The sequence below is a fragment of the Exiguobacterium sp. s163 genome (assembly GCF_018617135.1).
Taxonomy (GTDB): Bacteria; Bacillota; Bacilli; order Exiguobacteriales; family Exiguobacteriaceae; genus Exiguobacterium; species Exiguobacterium profundum.
Genome location: NZ_JACSJN010000004.1, coordinates 113,261 through 130,544, shown reverse-complemented (window position 1 = coordinate 130,544; position 17,284 = coordinate 113,261). Strand labels below are relative to the sequence as shown.

Here is a 17,284-nt window from a genome sequence, read left to right as displayed (position 1 = left end):
ATGGGACGTATACGTTATCTCTTTATCTTCGCTTACGAACAGGCACTTAGTTGTATCTTTCCGGTCGCCATCTTCGGAGCGCTTGCCGTCACAAAGTTTGTAGAGTTACCACTCCCACGATATGACGTTTTACTCATCTGGTGTTTGTTCGTTCAAGTCGTCCTTGTGAAGACGGGGCTCGAGACGATGGAAGAAGTGAAGGTCATCAGCTGGTTCCATGTCATCGGTCTTGGACTTGAATTATTCAAGGTGCAGATGGGGTCATGGAGTTATCCGGATGAGGCGTTCACAAAAGTGTGGGGCGTCCCGCTCTATGCCGGATTTATGTATGCGAGCGTTGGTAGTTACGTCGTCCAGGCATGGCGTCGTCTCGATTTACGATTTACGAAGATGCCGCACCCAATCATCGCCTTCGGACTTGGCATCGCCATTTACTTCAACTTTTTTTGGCACCATGTTTGGTTAGACCTACGGTGGCTGTTGATCGCATTCATCTTTTTGGCGTTCGGTCGCTCGGTTGTCTCGTATAAACTCGACGATCGACGATTTGAGATGCCGGTCGTCCTGTCATTCTTCTTGATTGCCTGCTTTATCTGGCTTGCTGAAAATATTGTCACGTTCTACAACGGCTGGGCGTATCCGGACCAATTGAACGGTTGGGCCATCGTTGATTTAGGAAAACTGTCGTCCTGGTTCCTACTCGTCATCATCAGTATCCTCCTTGTCGCTTGGCAAAAGCGAAAATTGGAGTATGAATTACCTTAAACTCGACATGTGTCGAGTTTTTTAGTGAGGGGACACGAATCCTTTTTTGAAGAAAGTCGTATTGTAAAACGAGGTGATTCGGTTGTTGGAAATTGTACTTACTTGGTTGATTGGATTATTGTGTCTAGGATCTCTTGTCATCTATTGGAGAGAGTGGCGAAAGACTCGGAATCGAGTCAAACTAGGACAAGCTTGTCTCGCAATGTTTTGTTCGTTTCTTGTACTTGGAATGGCAGGCATGGAAACGTACGACCGCATGACGACGAATCACATCGTCGAGACGGGAGAATGTTATGTCGTCGATGACCGATCATCGAAGGGTTCATCGAACGTGACGCTATGGTTCGGAGAGCGGTCATACGGCTTCAAGGAAATTCCGGACGTTGCATATGGTCCAGGATATGTGTTTACGTGTCGCGCAATAATGACAAAGCAGATGCAATCAGGAATCGATTATGAGTTGCGATCACTTGACGGTGAGCTATTATATTCAACTCGTTCAGATGATTGATTGCGTGAAACTCAAAAACAAAACGTGTTCGAAGCTATAAAATTAGCTTTGAACACGTTTTACTATGATTGACTCCTGTACGTATGCCATAAAAGCAACATCATGACGATAAAACCCAGTCCTCCGACTAAATTGGTTATGAACAAGATGTGCTGAGACGATAAGAGACGGAGTATGGCCTGCCATATCAAAGACAGTGAAATTACGACAAAAATGAAAACACCAAATGGATTAGCGAGAATCGCAATAAGTTTATGATTCATTGTCATTCACTAAATGACCGGAATTTCTTGAACGCCATACCAATCATTTCGATTCCTTCATCTTGTTTCGTTTTCTCTCTAAAAAGATCGGAAGGATATTCAAAAAGATTGCCGCAACCGTCAAGAACCATAGCGCACGCGACATACCGGGTACGACATCTGTTATGGCACCCCAGTCCTTAGCTTCGACCCACATGTTGAGCAAGCTATATTCGGCGCATAACGTGAGAGCAACTAATGATAGGGCAATCGCCATCGGCAGCTTATAGTCCTTCTCCATCATAAATACGGTCAAATTGATGAGCGTCGCCCCGATCGCCGCCAATCCAAAAATAATCCACATCCTTTAACCCCCTAAATATTTCTATCTATACATTGTATCATACAAATTAACCCAGCTAAATTTCAGAAAATTGTTTCTATTTACATAATAATTATGCTAGAATCAGTGGAAAGTGTCTTTGGATATTATTCCCTTTAGAAAATGAACAATCAACCGGACATCCTTTCACACTTTTGATTGAGAGATTTGCATTCAAAAGGAGATCGAACTATGACGTATTTTGCTCGGAAATCAGTTCATCTGATAATCGCATTTTTCATCTTGATTGCGATTAGTGCGCTACCGTCGCTCGTCGTTCAGACGGATTTTAATCTGACGAATTATTGGAACGGCATTCAACAACAGATGGACCAATTACAGAAACTAGAGGACATTACATATTACAACATCACCGCGCAACGTTACTTGCCACTCTTGCCGGCACTTGGACCGCTCGTCAAAGAATCGGTCATCATTTTTACCACGGCACTCGCGGTATCGACCTCGCTAGGATTAATGTATGCGTACCTCTACTATCGGAGCGGGAGACGCGTTCGTACCGTTTTACACCAAACGAGTCAGACGCTCGAGATGGTACCAGATTTGTTCTGGTTAATTTTTTCTCAATTTCTTGCGATTACAATCCATAAGTCGACAGGGTTCGATCGCATTGAAGTTGCCGGAGGATTCGCAGAATATATACGGTTTCTCCCAATCGTCACATTGACGCTGACGACATTATTCTTCTTTATCAAATGGTTGACGATTCATATTCATGAACAAGAAGCCATTCCGTATCTCGAACTCGCGCAAGCGAAAGGGATTCGACCGAGTGGACTGTTTTGGAAACACTTATTACCGAATATCATCTATCGGTTTTACCTCTTTTTCCGTTCGAACATCATTACCATCTTATCGACACTTTTGATTGTCGAATACTTATTTAACGTTCAAGGGTTATTTCGATTCGCCGTCTACAACCCGCAGATGGAGATATTACTGGTTATCTTATTCGTCATCTATATCCCGATTTTTCTGTTGGATTTACTGATTGAATGGATTATTCCGAATGCATGGAAAGGAGGGATTTGATGCGCCGAGTATTAATACGTGACCCGATTTTCATCTTCTGCTTTGTTATCGTAGCGGGGCTATTGTTGATGAGTTTTGGAAATACCGTGTTTCGTGATGGGAATGTTGATCAAACCCTCATGCTCTACTCTGATGAAGGGAGACTCATTGGAATACCACCATTAGAACCGTCAAAATATCAATGGCTCGGAACGGACAATGCTGGATATGATTTATTCCAAATGCTCGTGGAAGGATTTAAGTGGACCGTTGGCATCTGTGCGCTCGTCGCATTCGGACGGATGGTCATCGGTCTATTGATTGGCATCCCTCTTGCTTTCAGGGGAGCTCGCTTAAATCAATTCTTTAAAACGTTATTGGACGGCTTTTTGATTCTGCCGATTTCATTGATCGCATTGATGATGTTAGTAGGAACACTGACCTTTTTTGATTCGACACAAGTGCCTCCATTATTTGATCGAGTAAAGATTGAACTAATCGTCTTAGTCGTTCTCGGATTGCCTGCCGTCACGTTATACCTGATCACGGAGATTCGACAATTGCTTCAACAAGAGTTCATGATCGTGGCTCAGACGCTTGGTGGCAGTGTCTGGCATCGTGTGAGATTGCACCTTTTCCCGCATCTCGTTCCAACCCTCGTTATCGTCTTCATGCAACAGTTTGTTCAGACGCTCATGTTGCTCATTCATCTCTCACTGTTTGGGATTTTCTTCGGAGGAACGGTCATGTTACATGAAGGGATCATACCGACCGTCTATGAATGGTCTTCGATGTTCGGGTATTATTTCAGACAGTTCACTGCGATGACATGGATGACGAATCACCTGTTTCTCGTCCCGGCCATGTCACTTGCTGCGCTCATCTTTATTTTCAACTTGTTGACGAGCCGTCTCGAGCGAGCATTTAAGCTCAGACGTCAAGAACCGGTGGTTACCGAGGCAAGTCTAGCACAATCGGAAGCGGCAGCTGCTTCTCTTTCGAATCCATTCACCCTCGTTGATTCGACTGTGTCATTAAGGAAGGAACCGGATGATATCGTATGATATGATCCGGTTTTTCTATGTCGAATGGACTGAACGGTCTTGTTTGAGGGAACGTGTATAACAGATTGAGGTGACAATTCATGAATGGAGTGAATCGATATGAAAGCTGCGATTTGTACCGCGTATGGGCCACCGGAAGTACTCGTCATTCAAGAAGTGCATCAACCGAAGCCGAAAAGCAATGAGATCCTGATTCAAGTCCATGCATCGGCAGTCCACTCGGGAGACCGACGCCTCCGCGCACTAGACGTTCCAGCATTAGGAAAACTACCGATGCGATTAGTTGTTGGGTTTAAGGCTCCACGTCAACCGATTCTCGGTGTCGTGTTGGCAGGTACCGTCGTAGAAACAGGAAACAGTGTGAAAAACTTTCAGGTCGGAGACAACGTCTATGCCCTCACTGGGATGCGTTTTGGTGGTTATGCGGAGTTTGCATGCGTGAACGAATCGAAATGTGTGTTTCAGATGCCGGCCCATGCCAGCTTTATCGAGGCAGCGGCGCTACCATTTGGTGGGACGACTGCATTACATTTTTTACGGAAGGCACGTATCGAGCGAGCGACGAACGTTCTCATTTATGGTGGAGCGGGTGCTGTCGGTTCGACTGCCGTACAGATTGCGAAGCATTACGGCGTACATGTCACAGCAGTTTGCCACGAGCGAAACGTTGAACTTGTGAAGCGACTTGGGGCTGATGTGGTCGTCGATTACACGAAAGAGGGGTACGATCTTGAATTAAGTACGTATGATGTGGTCTTTGATGCCTCAGGGAAAATCGATAAACGATTAGCGAAAGCCCATGTGAGCGATAACGGGGCCTTCAGTTCTGTCGCGGGGCAAGGACCAGCCAGTGAACGTAAAGAGGATTTGATATTTTTGAACGAATTGTTTGAGTCAGGAGCATTGCAACCCGTCATTGATACGGTATATCCACTCGATAAGATTGTCGAAGCGCACCGATATGTGGACCAAGGGAAAAAGGTTGGAAATGTGATGGTGAGCATTAATGCAGAATAAATTAAATGATAGTATAAAGAGAAGTATCAAATTCTTGCTTTATCGTGGGGTTTGGTCGACAACCTCACTTACATATGAATGGATTCACCAACTAGACAAATCATGAGAGCGGGCGAATAGTCATGAATATATTGATTGGGCAACCGAAGATAGAGCGAAATCTCGAGCAACTGAAGGGAGAGATTGAATCAAACCCTACGGTGGACTTGATTCTCTATCCAGAGGGGTATTGTACATATAGAGAATTGGATGAGCTGAGTGATTTAGCGATCCAATTCAACACAACGATTGTTTTAGGGTATCGAGATGACACGAATAAAGATCGGGTCCTCATAATAAACAAGCAAGGTGACACGTTGTTAACGCGACGGAAAACACCAGAGAATGAGCTCTTGTTCATGCCATCAAGTGCCACAGATGGAGCAGAAGAATACGGATATTTACTGTGCAGGGAGATTTTTATGGGGGTTGAAGGATTGAAGGGGCATGAGCATCTGACGATCATATTCAATCCAATCGGGGTCGGGATGTTTAGTGAGGAACAATTCACGGAGTGGACGGAAGAAGCGAGAAAGATTGCGATGGAACGTAAAGCGATGATTATCGGAACGAGTCACGCAGATGGATCGTATCGAAATTGTGGAATCTCGCTTCCGATCGCATACTGCTTTGATGAAAAGGGGGAAGAGGTGTTTCTATCGAAAAATGATACGAGGACGCGAGTGTTAGAGACTGATTCAAGGGTTACAATATTCGTCTAATAAACTGTGACATCCTTAAATAAAAATGAATTATATATAGCGATTTTTTATTTCGCATACTGTATTTTAAACAATAATTTGAAAATATAAGGAGGCTTTTATAAGAATCACAGAAGTTACACTCTACACGAACCGACTTGACGAAATGAAACGTTTCTATACGGAACGAGTTGGATTATCAGTCAGTGAAGAAGGCCTGACCAGTTTTCGAATCAATCTAGGTGAAGATGCGTTGGTATTTCAAGAGGCTAAAACGGAGCAAGAGCGACAATACCATTTCGCGATCAATATTCAGGCTAACCGGTTCAAACAAGCGAAGGAATGGATCATGTCACGTGTCCCGCTTTTGACCGAGGAAGGGGAGGATGAAATCTATTTCGAAGGGATCGATGCATCATCGCTTTATTTTTACGACGCGGACGAGAATGTCATCGAGTTGATTGCTCGACATTCGATTAATCCGGAAAGTAACATCGAATCTTTTTCGTCAAATGAGTTTCTTGGAATCGGCGAGATGAGTTTGACGGTAGAAGACCCGTCTCTCGTCGCACAGGAGCTTGAAACAATTGGAGTAAGACGGAGAGATGGAAACTCAATTGACCCTCGTCATTTGAACTTCATAGGTCCTCCAAATCACAATACTTACATTCTCCTCGTACCTCGAGGGCGTGTATGGCTCTTCTCACCAAAACTGTCGATTCCGAGGCCGATTCAGATGGTACTTGATCAACAATATATCGTCGAAATGGATGAGAAACACGAATTTCATATTCACTCCATCAAAAAATGAGTTCACGAATGAACTCATTTTTTAGTCTTTAGATTCTATATACCGATGAATTTCCTCTAATCGTATGACTGCGTTCTCTAAGTTCACTTCAAACGATTTGTCTGAGCATTCAACTGTGAGCGAATCTCCGCTCTGACGTGAATACTCTAGGAGTAGTGGTCTGATTCGTTCATGTACAATTTGTGCATTTTCGATTGACGTTTGAGGGAAAATCATAGCGAATGTGTCTTGCGCAACTCGATATTTCTTGTCTGTTCGTCGAGTCGCTTCGTGAAGTTCATCACTAAAGTAGTTCAAGAACCATTCATACTCGGATGAACCATACCGTTTTTCAAAATCATCAAGAATCGGTAATGTGATGAATGACACCACGAACGTTTCCCCGTGGCGAATCAACCGATTCCGTTCAGCCTCTATATCCATCAAAAACCGATCTCGGTTATCAAAACCAGTCTCTGGGTCGACCGCAATCAACTGACTGACTCTCGCTTCCGCAACCTTTAGTGCAAACTGGGCATGAAACAGCTTGACTTGGAGCCAGTAAGACAACCCCGTCAAAATCGCTAATAGTAATAAAATGTATAGTTGCGCAGTAGCGGCAGTCTTATACACAGGCATCGTGATTAAAAAGTAAGCAGCGAATCCTAACAGAATGAGTACACCAGACCCGCGATAAATGAGCAACGTTGAAAGATAAAGAATCGGAATACAGATCATCCACCAAACAGGTAGATGATTCATGATCAGCAGAGAGGAAAATAGAATACTACATGCCAACGATACAACGATGAGTGCGATTAGTTGTATGGACATCGTTGTCCAATGTCTCATAGATATCCTCCTCTTAAAAGAAATAAATTGCAATGATAACACTATTATCCATTTTCCGAAATAGTGATTGTTCAAACCGATTTGAACACTTGATTCATTATAAGTGATTCACTCTATTTTAAAAGGCTTATTTTTGAAAAGACGTGAATGTTTGCGAACACTTCTTTAGAAAAAGAAGTACGAATGATTGGTATATAATGGAAAAAGAGGTGGTAGCATGAATCGAAAACATATATTGCTCGTCGGAGGGACGGGGATGTTGGCAGGACTCGCATCTTATTTGGCAATCGAACATAATGTCACGGTCATTGGGCGAAATAAAGAAAAAATGGCGAGCGTCGTACAAAGAAATCCTGAAACGTGTCATCCGCTGATTGTTGATTATTGCGATGAGGAACTACTTTCAAACGCACTACAGCGAGCAGTGCAAAAAAACGGTCCATTTGATCGAGTCATCGCGTGGGTGCACCGAGGCTCAGGGAAAGCGATGCAACTCATTTTGAATCATTCGGAAACTGCAGAGGTGATACATATTTTAGGTAGCCGGGCGAATCCGGAATATGAGAAGAGGTGTCTATGTTTCAATGAACAACAAACGTATCGACAAGTCCAATTAGGTGAAATGCATGAGTTGGCATCTGTCCGTTGGTTGACACACGACGAGATTGTGAAAGGTGTTCACGATGCCATTCAGAATCAAGACGACTATCGATTGATTGGGACACGAAAGGATGACGTAGATGTTCACTCGAGAAATGATTAGTGAATGGATGGGGATGTACCACGAATTTCATTTTCAGATTAGGATGAAGGGATTCATCAGTTCAAAAGATATTCATACATACACGTCATATGTAGTTAGGAGGGTCAAAAATTGACCAGACACTATTCAACGGGAGAGGTCGCGAGAAAACTGAACGTGTCTGTGCGTACGCTTCGATACTATGACCAAATCAATTTGGTCACCCCCTCGTATACGAACGATGTACAGAAACGATTTTATAGTGACGACGAAATGTTTCGCCTTCAAAAAATCATGCTTTTAAAATCGATGGCCGTGCCGCTTGATGAGATTCGGAGAATCTTAGATGAGCAATCACTTACAAGCATCTTGTCCGCACATCTGTCCTCGTTAGAAGGAAAGATAGAGGAATTGAAGCAGGCGCAGAACCATACGGTCACACTCCTTCAATCCATGAAGCTTGAAAATGAAAAAATCGATTGGACGAAACTACAAACTATTCAAGCTAAATCAAATGACCGGGGACAATGGACGGACTATTTTACGGAAGAAGAGTCTGATTCATTGAAAGCAAGTTTACCTAAATTAGAAGACGGTGAGCATGATACGAAAAAGTGGATCAACTTGATTCGGAGAATTGAAATTTTATTGGAACGTGGGGTCGCCCCTTCCTCAAAAGAAGCTCAAATTCTTAAAGAAGATTTGACATGGTTAACAGACGAGACATTTGGACAAGATCAACAATTGATTGAATCATTTTGGATGATTCGAAAATCAACTGATGCATCGAATGAATTAGGACTGTATCCAATCGATGCATCGATTCTTGCCTATATTGATTCACTATATCAAGACTGATTCCCTCACGCCAATGCAGTCAATAGAACGGCTAGCCCATTAAAGGTTCCATGGATGCGCATGCTGGAATATATAGAGTTGGTCCGTTCATATACCCAAGCGAATACTAGTCCCGATACAAAATTGACGAGTAACGTGTTTGTCGTTGGTAAATGAGCGAGAGTGAATATTCCAGCACTTATTATCATCCCGATCCAAACCCCAAATCGTTCTTGAAAGAAGCGGTATAAGAACCCACGATAAAAGATTTCTTCATAGATTGGTGATATGATGGCCGCCGATCCAAACGCAATTAGAATGGAGATAATCGACAAGTCACTTTGCAAACTCTCTGTTTTTGTATTCGACGTACCGATGCCGAAATATGATTGGACTACGACGATGATGATACTGAGTACAATTAACACAATTGTCCATAGAAAAATCATCCCCGACTCTTTCCATGAGATTCGGCGAAGTCCTAACGTTTCCAGCGATAGGGTTTGAGGACGTATTGCGACGATATAGAGGACGGTCATAAATATTATGGCTAATAACAGGCCGATACTTGTTCCTGAATAAAGGGTGTTCCCCCATGCCCGCTCTAAAAAGTTGTGTAAGTGTCGCTCGATGAGTAGAGGCGTCACTCCGAATAGAAGAACCATCGTAATTGCAAACTGATTCCATGTCCAAATGGGAGTTGTTTTCTTTTGCATTTGATTCAACATCGTATTTCCTCCTTATGTGGTTGTAGCCCCATCATATCGGGTGACGTAACGTCACCTGCAAGCAGAAAAATGAAAAGGGGGAAATAAGACTATGAAACAGTGGATTGGATCAGCTGCTTTATGCATCAACGAAGAAAAAAAGTCTTGTTCGTAAAGAATCGTGACGTACAACAATGGAGTTTACCATCAGGCGGTCTAGAAGAAGGAGAAACGCCGGAACAATGTTGCCAGCGTGAAGTGTTCGAAGAAACGGGCTATCGCATTTCGATTAATCAAAGATTACATATCAAACGAGCCATCATCTCAAGTTATCAAGTCGAAACGCACTATTTTTTGGCAACGTGTAAGGAGCGGTTGGCGACCGCAACTATCGACTCGGACATCGATAAAGTCGATTGGTGGTCGAACCATGAAATAGAGCGATTGGAACTTGCATTTCCAGAGGATTTTGAGCTGATTAAACAGTGGAGTGTAAGATGAAAAATCATCGAAGCGATTCATCGAATCGAACAAGCCGGTCGCATAAAAACGACCGGCTCATGACTTAAGACACTTCTTCGATTTGATTGTGATTGAAATACTCCCGTTTCGAACGGTCGCGCATGACATGTATGGTGTAACAACCAACAAGAAAGAAGATAATCGAGAATGCGAGATAGACCGGGCGAATCCCAATCATTTCGGCAAGGAGTCCAATCCCAAATGTGAGTAGGATGACGAGTAGCGACTCTGCCACATTGATAGCGCCAGAGAACCTACCCATGATTTCGACCGGGACATGGTGTTGATAGAATGATAAGAATCCTGTATTTGCAAAGGCAAGCGCGAATGTCAGGACAAAAAATCCGATGGAAGCCATTGTGAACGAGGATGAACTTGCGAATAGGAGATAGCCGACTGGTGTCATGATCGCCCCGAATCCGATACAAAACGATAAGGACAAGCGGTGACTCCATCTTGAATTGATGAGTGATCCAAAGATGATCCCAATCCCAGCGATACTGACGAGAAACCCATATCGGCTCTCAGACAAGTGAAGAACTTGGGTCGCGAATGACGCCTCCAAGGAATCGAGCCCAGACATGAAGATGGTCATGACACAGAACAATCCATAGATGAGCGTCACGTATTTGGCATTTGATGCAAATCGTACGACCATTTTCCAATCCTCGATAATGAAACTTACAGAGAATGGTTCAATCGACGCTTCTGTTCGATGATGAGACGGAAGGCGCGACAACATACTGACCGAGACGATGAGTGCGAACGCATTCACGAAAATCGCAAATGTTGGGCTCCCGACTAGAAAGAGCAGTCCTGCAATCGTCGGACCTAGAATAAACCCGGATGACTGTACAAAGTTCTTCATCGCATTGAACTTTTGTCGGTTCGAGGCAGGTACGAGTTGCGTCATGTAGACCAGACTCGATGATTCGAATAACGAGCTCATCACATTGAGAAGAAAGACGATCCCGTAGATGAGCCACAGTGAATCAATCCAGCCTAAGCTGAATACGAGGAACGCACGCAGACCATCCAGTAACATCATCAGTCGTCTCGTATCGACCCGGTCAATCAGGCTACCTGACCAAAGATTCGAGACGAGCGAGGCGAGCGGGACTAATACATAGAGAATCGAGACGGCGAAAGGGGATTTAGTCATCTCTAAGATAATCAAGTTGAGCGCAATGAAGTATATCCAGGCACCAAGGTTTGAGATTCCGACACTAACGAGCAGTAGCGCAGAGGTTTTTCGAAACGAATTCAAGTCAATCACTCCTTCTATTTTTGATCACTTTCGGAACGCAAAAAAATCCCACCCCCAAGAACGAATTCTTGGGGACGAGATTCTCATCGTGGTGCCACCCCTGTTCGTCCGCACGTCACCGCACGAACCTTATTCGGTACTGCCGAATGAATCGGACTATACCTCAACTCTATAACGGGAGTTCCCGTCGCCACATCCCTCGGGGTGAGTTCCATAGCGCTGCTCAGAGGCTTGTTTCGATCAACGTTCTTTACTCCTTTTCACCAAACGGAGCTCTCTACGAAAGATTCATTGATGTACTGTTCTCTTCATCGCGTTTGTAAGATCATTTTTAAAAGGATAGCACATTATGAAAAAATTGGAAACAACAATTCATCGTATAAAAACAAAAGTTTTCCTGCATGAATGAAAAATCAAAGAGATTTAGGATAATGAAAATTTAAAGGAAGATATTAAGCTTCGTGATATTGCCAATGAAGAATTTGAACAAGAATTAGAAGAACAGGAAGCGCTAAAAATTCCTCAGTTCTTCATCATGGCTACATACAACAGAACTAAAGTGGCTGATTATGCAAGGCAATATGTAACCAAAACCAATCCCAACTATAAACGTTATAATTTAAACTGTACTAATTTTGTTTCACATGCGATTCACGCTGGTGGAAAAGCGGAAGTAAAACCATCGCCTGTAAAAAATGGTATGCTTGAAACGACCACGTATTGGTTTAATGACAACTACATGGATTGCACAGGGTCTAATAGTTGCTATATGCGAGATAAGACATCTACCTCATGGGTAAGAGTGACGGATTTCTACTCGTATTGGACAAAGAAAGGCATGAGCGCCACAACTAGTACTAACAAAACACCATCATTAGTAATGCAAACGTTGGAGATGTCATTCAATTTAAAAGTAAAAATGGATGGTTTCACTCGGTTGTCGTAAATAGAAAAGCTAATGGAACTGTATATATTTCTTCTAATACAGCCAATTATTATAACCAAGACTTCAAAAACCGAGGCAATGATTCCCTTAGTTTTAGAGTAATTAAAATTAAATAAAGTCTTATAAGGACTTTGATAATTTGAGGAGATTATATGAACTATAAAAAGATCACCTACACTATTTTATCTATTGTTTCGATCTTAGCAATCTGGATCATTTTTTCTATAAATCAACCTCCTAAATGGATCGGGAATTCTAAACAATGGGAAGCAGAATATAATAGAGAGTCGAATGCTCCAAAAGGTGACTGGACAGGTTACGTGTACTGGCTTGGTGAAAACGATGCTACATTAGTTGGGGTTGAACTCACTAAAGACGGTGAGCTGATCCATGAGCTTGAGAATACCAGCGAACACCTGACGGGGGAAAAGAATTCCACCATCTTCATTCACACTTGGGAACCAATGTTTAAAAGTGAAGATGAAAAAGTGGAATTGACTATTCAGTGGGAAGATAAAGAAGGGAACCATGAAGATACGATTGTTCTGAACCCTAAAAATCGGTATTTTGTCTTCCCTAGTTTTATTTAATAGACGGTTTGTCAAATTAAGCGCAACACTTCCACGGTGAAGGCCTCGTGTGCGGTCAGGTATTTTCTCGGCCGCCCGTTGGCGTTCTCGTTGCTCCCCCGTTGCCACGATGCGTACGGGTCGGCGAAATACATCGGCACGCTGAGCGACGCCTGGATGCGCTCGTGACCGCTGAACTCTTTGCCACGGTCCGTCGTCGCCGTCTCGAACGTGCCGTCCGGGAGGGCGCCGTGCACCGCATGGATCGCCCCCTCCATCGAGGCCGCGGTGCGGTCCGCGATCGGCAGGGAGAGATAGAACCGGCTCTTCCGCTCGATGAACGTCGCGACGCACGCCTTCGATTTCCCTCGTCCGGAGACGACGGTGTCGAGCTCCCAGTGCCCGAACGTCCGGCGCCCCCTGACCTCTGGCGGCCGTTTCGAGATGGGGAGTCCGATGTTGATGCGCCCGCGCGTCTCGGTCGGCTTTTGACGTTTCCCCTTCTGGCGGAGCACGGTCAGGGGCACGTCGATCCGTCCCGCGTAGATCCATCGGTAGATGGTGGAGAAGGCAATTTTCTCTGTGTAGAGACGGCCGACGATCTGTTCCGGGGACCAGGTCGCACGCAGCTTCTCGACGATCGTCCGGCGCATCGTGTCATCGAGTTTCGTTTTGGCGCCGCAGTTGGTCTTCGTCTTCTCGTAGCGTTTCTGGGCACGTTCAGCCACGTAGTCGGGGTTCCGTCTGATCTCCCGCGAGACGGTCGAGGGCTGTCGCCCGAGCCGTCTCGCGATGGACCGGATGGACATCCCGAGCTCCAGATAGGTCTCTATTTTCACGCGTTCCGTTGTGGTAAGGTGGGTGTAGCTCATGCGATTTCCTCCGTTTGAATGTGTGTTGTGGTGACTTCATTCTACACGAGGAGAGCGTCATGGGCTTTTTTGTGTTCACGTTTGGGTGTCGCACTTAATTTTATAATTCATCTATAATATAGAAAGCTAACGAAGAATCGAGGTGCAGTGTTGATCGACTATAAAGAGATAAAAGAGACGAACCAAGTACTTGCGACTTTTCATAAAATTGATTCCAATCAGTTAGATGGCTTCATATCGAAACATTCGATATTGATCGGGAGATATGATGAATACGTCACAAAGAGTTACATTGACGTACAGCGACACAGCGATTGTGAAGAAGCAAATCAAAGACAACATCATGTTCAAACCGTGATAAAACCTGCACTCAATGAGCTGAAAAGACATGTTTCACGAATTATATTACAGTCTATTAAGGATGAGGATCACGTGACGCGCCTAATGCGAAATCGGATGAATCTTTATCATGAAGAGAATGTTGATTTATTGATCGAAGAGGATCAACTTATACAGAAGTATTTGCAAATAATCGGTCAATTGACTGACCCGACAGATCATTCTAAGTCGATTGCGGAACTTCATGGAGACCTATACGATGCTGACGAATCCATCCGAAAACAGGCTTTTACGCTCATTTATAAAGCGTATGTCTCAACAGAAGCTGACATCACTGAATGCTTGAGAAGTCTTATTCAAAATCGGGAACATCAGTCACAACGATTAAACGCTAAGAGTTATCGTGAACTAGCCTTTATGAAGCTAGGTCGTCTAGATTATGATGCCGAGGATTGTATACGATTTGCGAATCAAGTGAGTAAACATTTTGAGCAACTTCGCCGCTCGTTTCAGCAACTACAGACAAAGGAATTGAAGAAATCGAAACTTTCGCCATGGGATTCATTCATTTCTCCCTTTTCGAATCATCACGATTTATCCGTTTCGTTCCATGACTTAATCAGTGGAACGGAACGAATCTTGAATGAAATCGATCCCTACTTTGAAAAGCTTTTTAGGGACATCTGTGCGAAGGGTCATCTCGATTTAACGCCTCGACCGAATAAAGCGGAAGGTGGATTTTGTGAATCTTTACCCGACACAAGGTCATCTTTCATTTTTATGAACCGATTCGGTGGATTTGACGACTACATTGTGTTAATACATGAAATGGGTCACGCCATCCACCATGATCTCTCACAGCAACACCTATTTTTCGAAGCGCAGACCATTTCGTTTGAAGTCGGTGAATTCGCAGCCATGTCACTAGAGCTATTTTCGATGGACCAATGGACAAAAATCTTTTCAGATGAACGAGCTTTCATTCAAGCTAAACTAGAACAGTTTCGATTAATCATCGAATTTTTACCAAGTGTTTTCATCGTGGACCAATTTCAACATAATCTATATGATTCAGAAAAGAACGTGGACACATTTGATGAAATATTTAAACGCTTAGTCGATCAATATGAGACTGATTTGATTGATTGGAGCGATGTGAGTTATTTGAAAGGAAAAGAGTGGCTGCGCGTGATTCATCTTTTTGAAACACCTTTCTATTACATAGAATATGCGCTTGCTCAGATTGCTGCACTTCGCATGTATATGCAGTATAGGCAACATCCAGTGGACACTCTGAACAAATATAAGAATGCATTAGCTTTAGGTGGTACTGCTTCGATTCCTGATACTTATCGAGTAGCAGGCGTATCCTTGTTTCCATCTGAGGAAGAATTAGTCGAGTTGACTGATTTCTTAAATGCTGAAATTCAACATTTGGCGATGCAATTGGGTAGAATTGATTAATCTAAGTACCTATTAAATATAGATTAACTCAACAAGCATTTCACGGAATGGGTAGGCTACAACCCGGCTCGATTCCGTGAGAACAAAGGGCATCAGCTCAAACGTGATTAGAGAGCTTCAATCGATCTTGAATTTGGTAGGGGAGGGCGTTGAACGGTCCCTCCAAGCGTTGTACCGCATTCACATGATAAAACGTGCTCGTCTCCTCCATATTCATCATCTGATCCCCCAAATCGTATAGGAAAACGTGTTTATTCGTCCCGATAGCAATCCCGAGTTCAACATGTGCGCCTTTACCTCCAGGCAATAGGATGACGACAAAGTCCGCTGATTGAATTCCAGAAACCTCTTCTTCGCCAATCGAGCGTAATGCATCAATCGATGTGGCGCGTTCGTTTTGAGTCCAATCATATGTATGGGTGTGACCGAGCGCAATCAGCTCATTACGCATGAACCGTACTTCTTCGATATTTGAAAAGCTTGAACCGACATAAAATCGCATGTGAAAACCTCCAATTCGTTATAGATGATTCATCTGGTAAAGAGCCACAACATAAAATAAAATGATCAACAAGCAGCAAAGTACAAAGAAAGAAATCACGCTAATTAGGACGAATTTCATCAAAGAAAGTGAAACGTATGATTGAATCAAGCGTGTGGTAAAAATCGACGAGAGGACGAGTAAAATGATTGTGCCGATGAATCCAATCGTGCCACTTGTCACGCTTGGAACGTACCGAAAATAAGTGATTGTGAAGATGATGAGGATTAAAGCTATCATTAAATCTTTACGTTTTTTAGTCATTTAATCCCTCTCGTTGATGTTCCAACTTCGACCTTACCTGTTCGGCATCCTCTGCATCAAACGTGCTGTACCACCTCACATGGTTGAGATCGATGATCCGATAATGTCCGCTGATGATATTTTGTTGAAGGGTGTAATGTGGACCTGACTCGATTGCATGCCAAAAGACGCGTCCGCCGAGTGTTTTTTCTTTCGGCTCACAAGTGTTCTCGGTCGCAATCAGTTTGACGAATTCGACGGGGTCGTCACCAATCAAGTGTATGAGAATCTCACTTTCGTTAAACAAGGCGCATAGCGTCACAATCGTCGACCAACTCGCTTCATTCCGCTCCTTCTCGATTTGGATAAGCGTTTTTTTTGAAATACCGAGTAAGTTCGCCATCTCTTCCTGTGAATACTGAGATTCGATACGAATCAATTTCATTTTTCGAGAGACTTGTTCAATAAATTCGGATTTTTGCATAAGTGCTCCTTCTTGTTTGTCTGATTTACAGCGTCGCTGAGCTTATGAAAATCAAAATCCACGAGATTCCGAGAAACACGATAAATAAGAGCAGGCAGACGATGATATAACAGCAAATGTATTGCCAGTAGGTCAATTGTTTTGATTGATAATAATGGTATGTAAAACTGAATGTCGAAATCCCGATGACTAAGAACGCAACAATATCCCAGATGATGCCAACCTTCAAGAACGATGGAGTCAGAAACGAAGCGATGAGTGCAAGCGCGACGGTCACAATCCCCGTAGAGATGGCAGCGGATGGTGTTGAAGTGTTTTCCAACGAATCACCTCCTAGTATATTACAAGTGTAATTT

Annotated in this window: 21 protein-coding genes and 1 other annotated feature; of the genes, 13 read left to right on the top strand and 8 right to left on the bottom strand. The window is 43.5% G+C overall.

Annotated features, from left to right (window positions below):
- Positions 1–765: a DUF817 domain-containing protein gene (locus KNO71_RS11625; RefSeq protein ID WP_074037060.1), complete on the top strand. Its 765-nt coding sequence runs from the start codon at positions 1–3 to the stop codon at positions 763–765.
- A gap of 85 nt (positions 766–850) precedes the next feature.
- Entirely contained in the window at positions 851–1,276 is a 426-nt protein-coding gene (locus KNO71_RS11620; RefSeq protein WP_074037059.1) for a hypothetical protein, read from the top strand.
- Positions 1,277–1,582: 306 nt separating this feature from the next.
- On the opposite strand, the gene KNO71_RS11615 is transcribed toward KNO71_RS11620, so the two are convergent.
- Positions 1,583–1,882, bottom strand: a complete 300-nt coding sequence (locus KNO71_RS11615; RefSeq protein WP_214684341.1) for a hypothetical protein — start codon at positions 1,880–1,882, stop codon at positions 1,583–1,585.
- A 210-nt stretch (positions 1,883–2,092) separates the two neighbouring features.
- Here KNO71_RS11615 and KNO71_RS11610 point away from each other — a divergent pair, with 210 nt between their 5' ends.
- The 5 genes from KNO71_RS11610 (at position 2,093) to KNO71_RS11590 (ending at position 6,564) form a co-directional block, all read left to right on the top strand.
- Entirely contained in the window at positions 2,093–2,953 is an 861-nt protein-coding gene (locus KNO71_RS11610) for an ABC transporter permease subunit (protein ID WP_214688778.1), read from the top strand.
- A complete protein-coding gene (locus KNO71_RS11605) occupies positions 2,953–3,996 on the top strand; it encodes an ABC transporter permease (protein ID WP_214684339.1) in 1,044 nt (347 codons plus the stop codon). Before KNO71_RS11610 ends, KNO71_RS11605 begins: the two co-directional genes overlap by 1 nt.
- A gap of 99 nt (positions 3,997–4,095) precedes the next feature.
- A complete protein-coding gene (locus tag KNO71_RS11600; RefSeq protein ID WP_214688776.1) occupies positions 4,096–5,013 on the top strand; it encodes an NAD(P)-dependent alcohol dehydrogenase in 918 nt (305 codons plus the stop codon).
- A 122-nt stretch (positions 5,014–5,135) separates the two neighbouring features.
- Positions 5,136–5,774, top strand: coding sequence for a dehydroquinate synthase/iron-containing alcohol dehydrogenase family protein (locus tag KNO71_RS11595; RefSeq protein ID WP_214688774.1), 639 nt, complete (start codon positions 5,136–5,138; stop codon positions 5,772–5,774).
- Between the two features lie 232 nt (positions 5,775–6,006).
- Entirely contained in the window at positions 6,007–6,564 is a 558-nt protein-coding gene (locus tag KNO71_RS11590) for a glyoxalase (protein WP_214688772.1), read from the top strand.
- A 21-nt stretch (positions 6,565–6,585) separates the two neighbouring features.
- On the opposite strand, the gene KNO71_RS11585 is transcribed toward KNO71_RS11590, so the two are convergent.
- Entirely contained in the window at positions 6,586–7,395 is an 810-nt protein-coding gene (locus KNO71_RS11585; RefSeq protein ID WP_214684330.1) for a diguanylate cyclase domain-containing protein, read from the bottom strand.
- A 217-nt stretch (positions 7,396–7,612) separates the two neighbouring features.
- On the opposite strand from KNO71_RS11585, the gene KNO71_RS11580 reads away from it, so the two are divergent.
- Together KNO71_RS11580 and KNO71_RS11575 are read left to right on the top strand one after the other, a co-directional pair.
- Positions 7,613–8,158, top strand: coding sequence for a Rossmann-fold NAD(P)-binding domain-containing protein (locus KNO71_RS11580; protein ID WP_214688770.1), 546 nt, complete (start codon positions 7,613–7,615; stop codon positions 8,156–8,158).
- Between the two features lie 111 nt (positions 8,159–8,269).
- Positions 8,270–8,995, top strand: a complete 726-nt coding sequence (locus tag KNO71_RS11575) for a MerR family transcriptional regulator (protein WP_214688769.1) — start codon at positions 8,270–8,272, stop codon at positions 8,993–8,995.
- Between the two features lie 5 nt (positions 8,996–9,000).
- Here the strand turns inward: KNO71_RS11575 and KNO71_RS11570 are convergent, their stop codons facing one another.
- Complete coding sequence (locus KNO71_RS11570) at positions 9,001–9,702, bottom strand: CPBP family intramembrane glutamic endopeptidase (RefSeq protein WP_214688768.1); 702 nt, start codon at positions 9,700–9,702, stop codon at positions 9,001–9,003.
- Between the two features lie 120 nt (positions 9,703–9,822).
- Between KNO71_RS11570 and KNO71_RS11565 the strand changes: the two genes are divergently transcribed.
- A complete protein-coding gene (locus KNO71_RS11565; RefSeq protein ID WP_214688767.1) occupies positions 9,823–10,182 on the top strand; it encodes an NUDIX domain-containing protein in 360 nt (119 codons plus the stop codon).
- A 64-nt stretch (positions 10,183–10,246) separates the two neighbouring features.
- Here the strand turns inward: KNO71_RS11565 and KNO71_RS11560 are convergent, their stop codons facing one another.
- Positions 10,247–11,479, bottom strand: coding sequence for an MFS transporter (locus KNO71_RS11560; protein ID WP_338032482.1), 1,233 nt, complete (start codon positions 11,477–11,479; stop codon positions 10,247–10,249).
- A gap of 58 nt (positions 11,480–11,537) precedes the next feature.
- Positions 11,538–11,791, bottom strand: a binding site (T-box leader).
- 214 nt (positions 11,792–12,005) lie between these two features.
- On the opposite strand from KNO71_RS11560, the gene KNO71_RS17865 reads away from it, so the two are divergent.
- Both KNO71_RS17865 and KNO71_RS11550 read left to right on the top strand, forming a co-directional pair.
- Positions 12,006–12,416 carry an amidase domain-containing protein gene (locus KNO71_RS17865; protein WP_353047662.1) on the top strand — a complete coding sequence of 137 codons (411 nt, stop codon included), beginning with the start codon at positions 12,006–12,008 and terminating at the stop codon, positions 12,414–12,416.
- Positions 12,417–12,568: 152 nt separating this feature from the next.
- Positions 12,569–13,006 (top strand): hypothetical protein, encoded by a 438-nt coding sequence (locus tag KNO71_RS11550; protein WP_214688764.1) that lies wholly within the window; start codon positions 12,569–12,571, stop codon positions 13,004–13,006.
- Between the two features lie 11 nt (positions 13,007–13,017).
- Here the strand turns inward: KNO71_RS11550 and KNO71_RS11545 are convergent, their stop codons facing one another.
- Complete coding sequence (locus tag KNO71_RS11545) at positions 13,018–13,857, bottom strand: IS30 family transposase (RefSeq protein WP_214688762.1); 840 nt, start codon at positions 13,855–13,857, stop codon at positions 13,018–13,020.
- A 432-nt stretch (positions 13,858–14,289) separates the two neighbouring features.
- On the opposite strand from KNO71_RS11545, the gene KNO71_RS11540 reads away from it, so the two are divergent.
- The gene (locus tag KNO71_RS11540) at positions 14,290–15,660 is read left to right on the top strand and encodes a M3 family metallopeptidase (RefSeq protein WP_214688760.1); all 1,371 of its coding nucleotides are present in this window, start codon (positions 14,290–14,292) and stop codon (positions 15,658–15,660) included.
- Positions 15,661–15,757: 97 nt separating this feature from the next.
- On the opposite strand, the gene KNO71_RS11535 is transcribed toward KNO71_RS11540, so the two are convergent.
- The 3 genes from KNO71_RS11535 to KNO71_RS11525 all read right to left on the bottom strand — a co-directional run bounded on the left by KNO71_RS11535 (position 15,758) and on the right by KNO71_RS11525 (position 17,250).
- A complete protein-coding gene (locus tag KNO71_RS11535) occupies positions 15,758–16,162 on the bottom strand; it encodes a nucleoside 2-deoxyribosyltransferase (protein WP_214688758.1) in 405 nt (134 codons plus the stop codon).
- Positions 16,163–16,457: 295 nt separating this feature from the next.
- Positions 16,458–16,928: a helix-turn-helix transcriptional regulator gene (locus KNO71_RS11530; protein WP_214688756.1), complete on the bottom strand. Its 471-nt coding sequence runs from the start codon at positions 16,926–16,928 to the stop codon at positions 16,458–16,460.
- Between the two features lie 25 nt (positions 16,929–16,953).
- Positions 16,954–17,250 carry a hypothetical protein gene (locus KNO71_RS11525; protein ID WP_214688754.1) on the bottom strand — a complete coding sequence of 99 codons (297 nt, stop codon included), beginning with the start codon at positions 17,248–17,250 and terminating at the stop codon, positions 16,954–16,956.
- Positions 17,251–17,284: the final 34 nt, after the last annotated feature.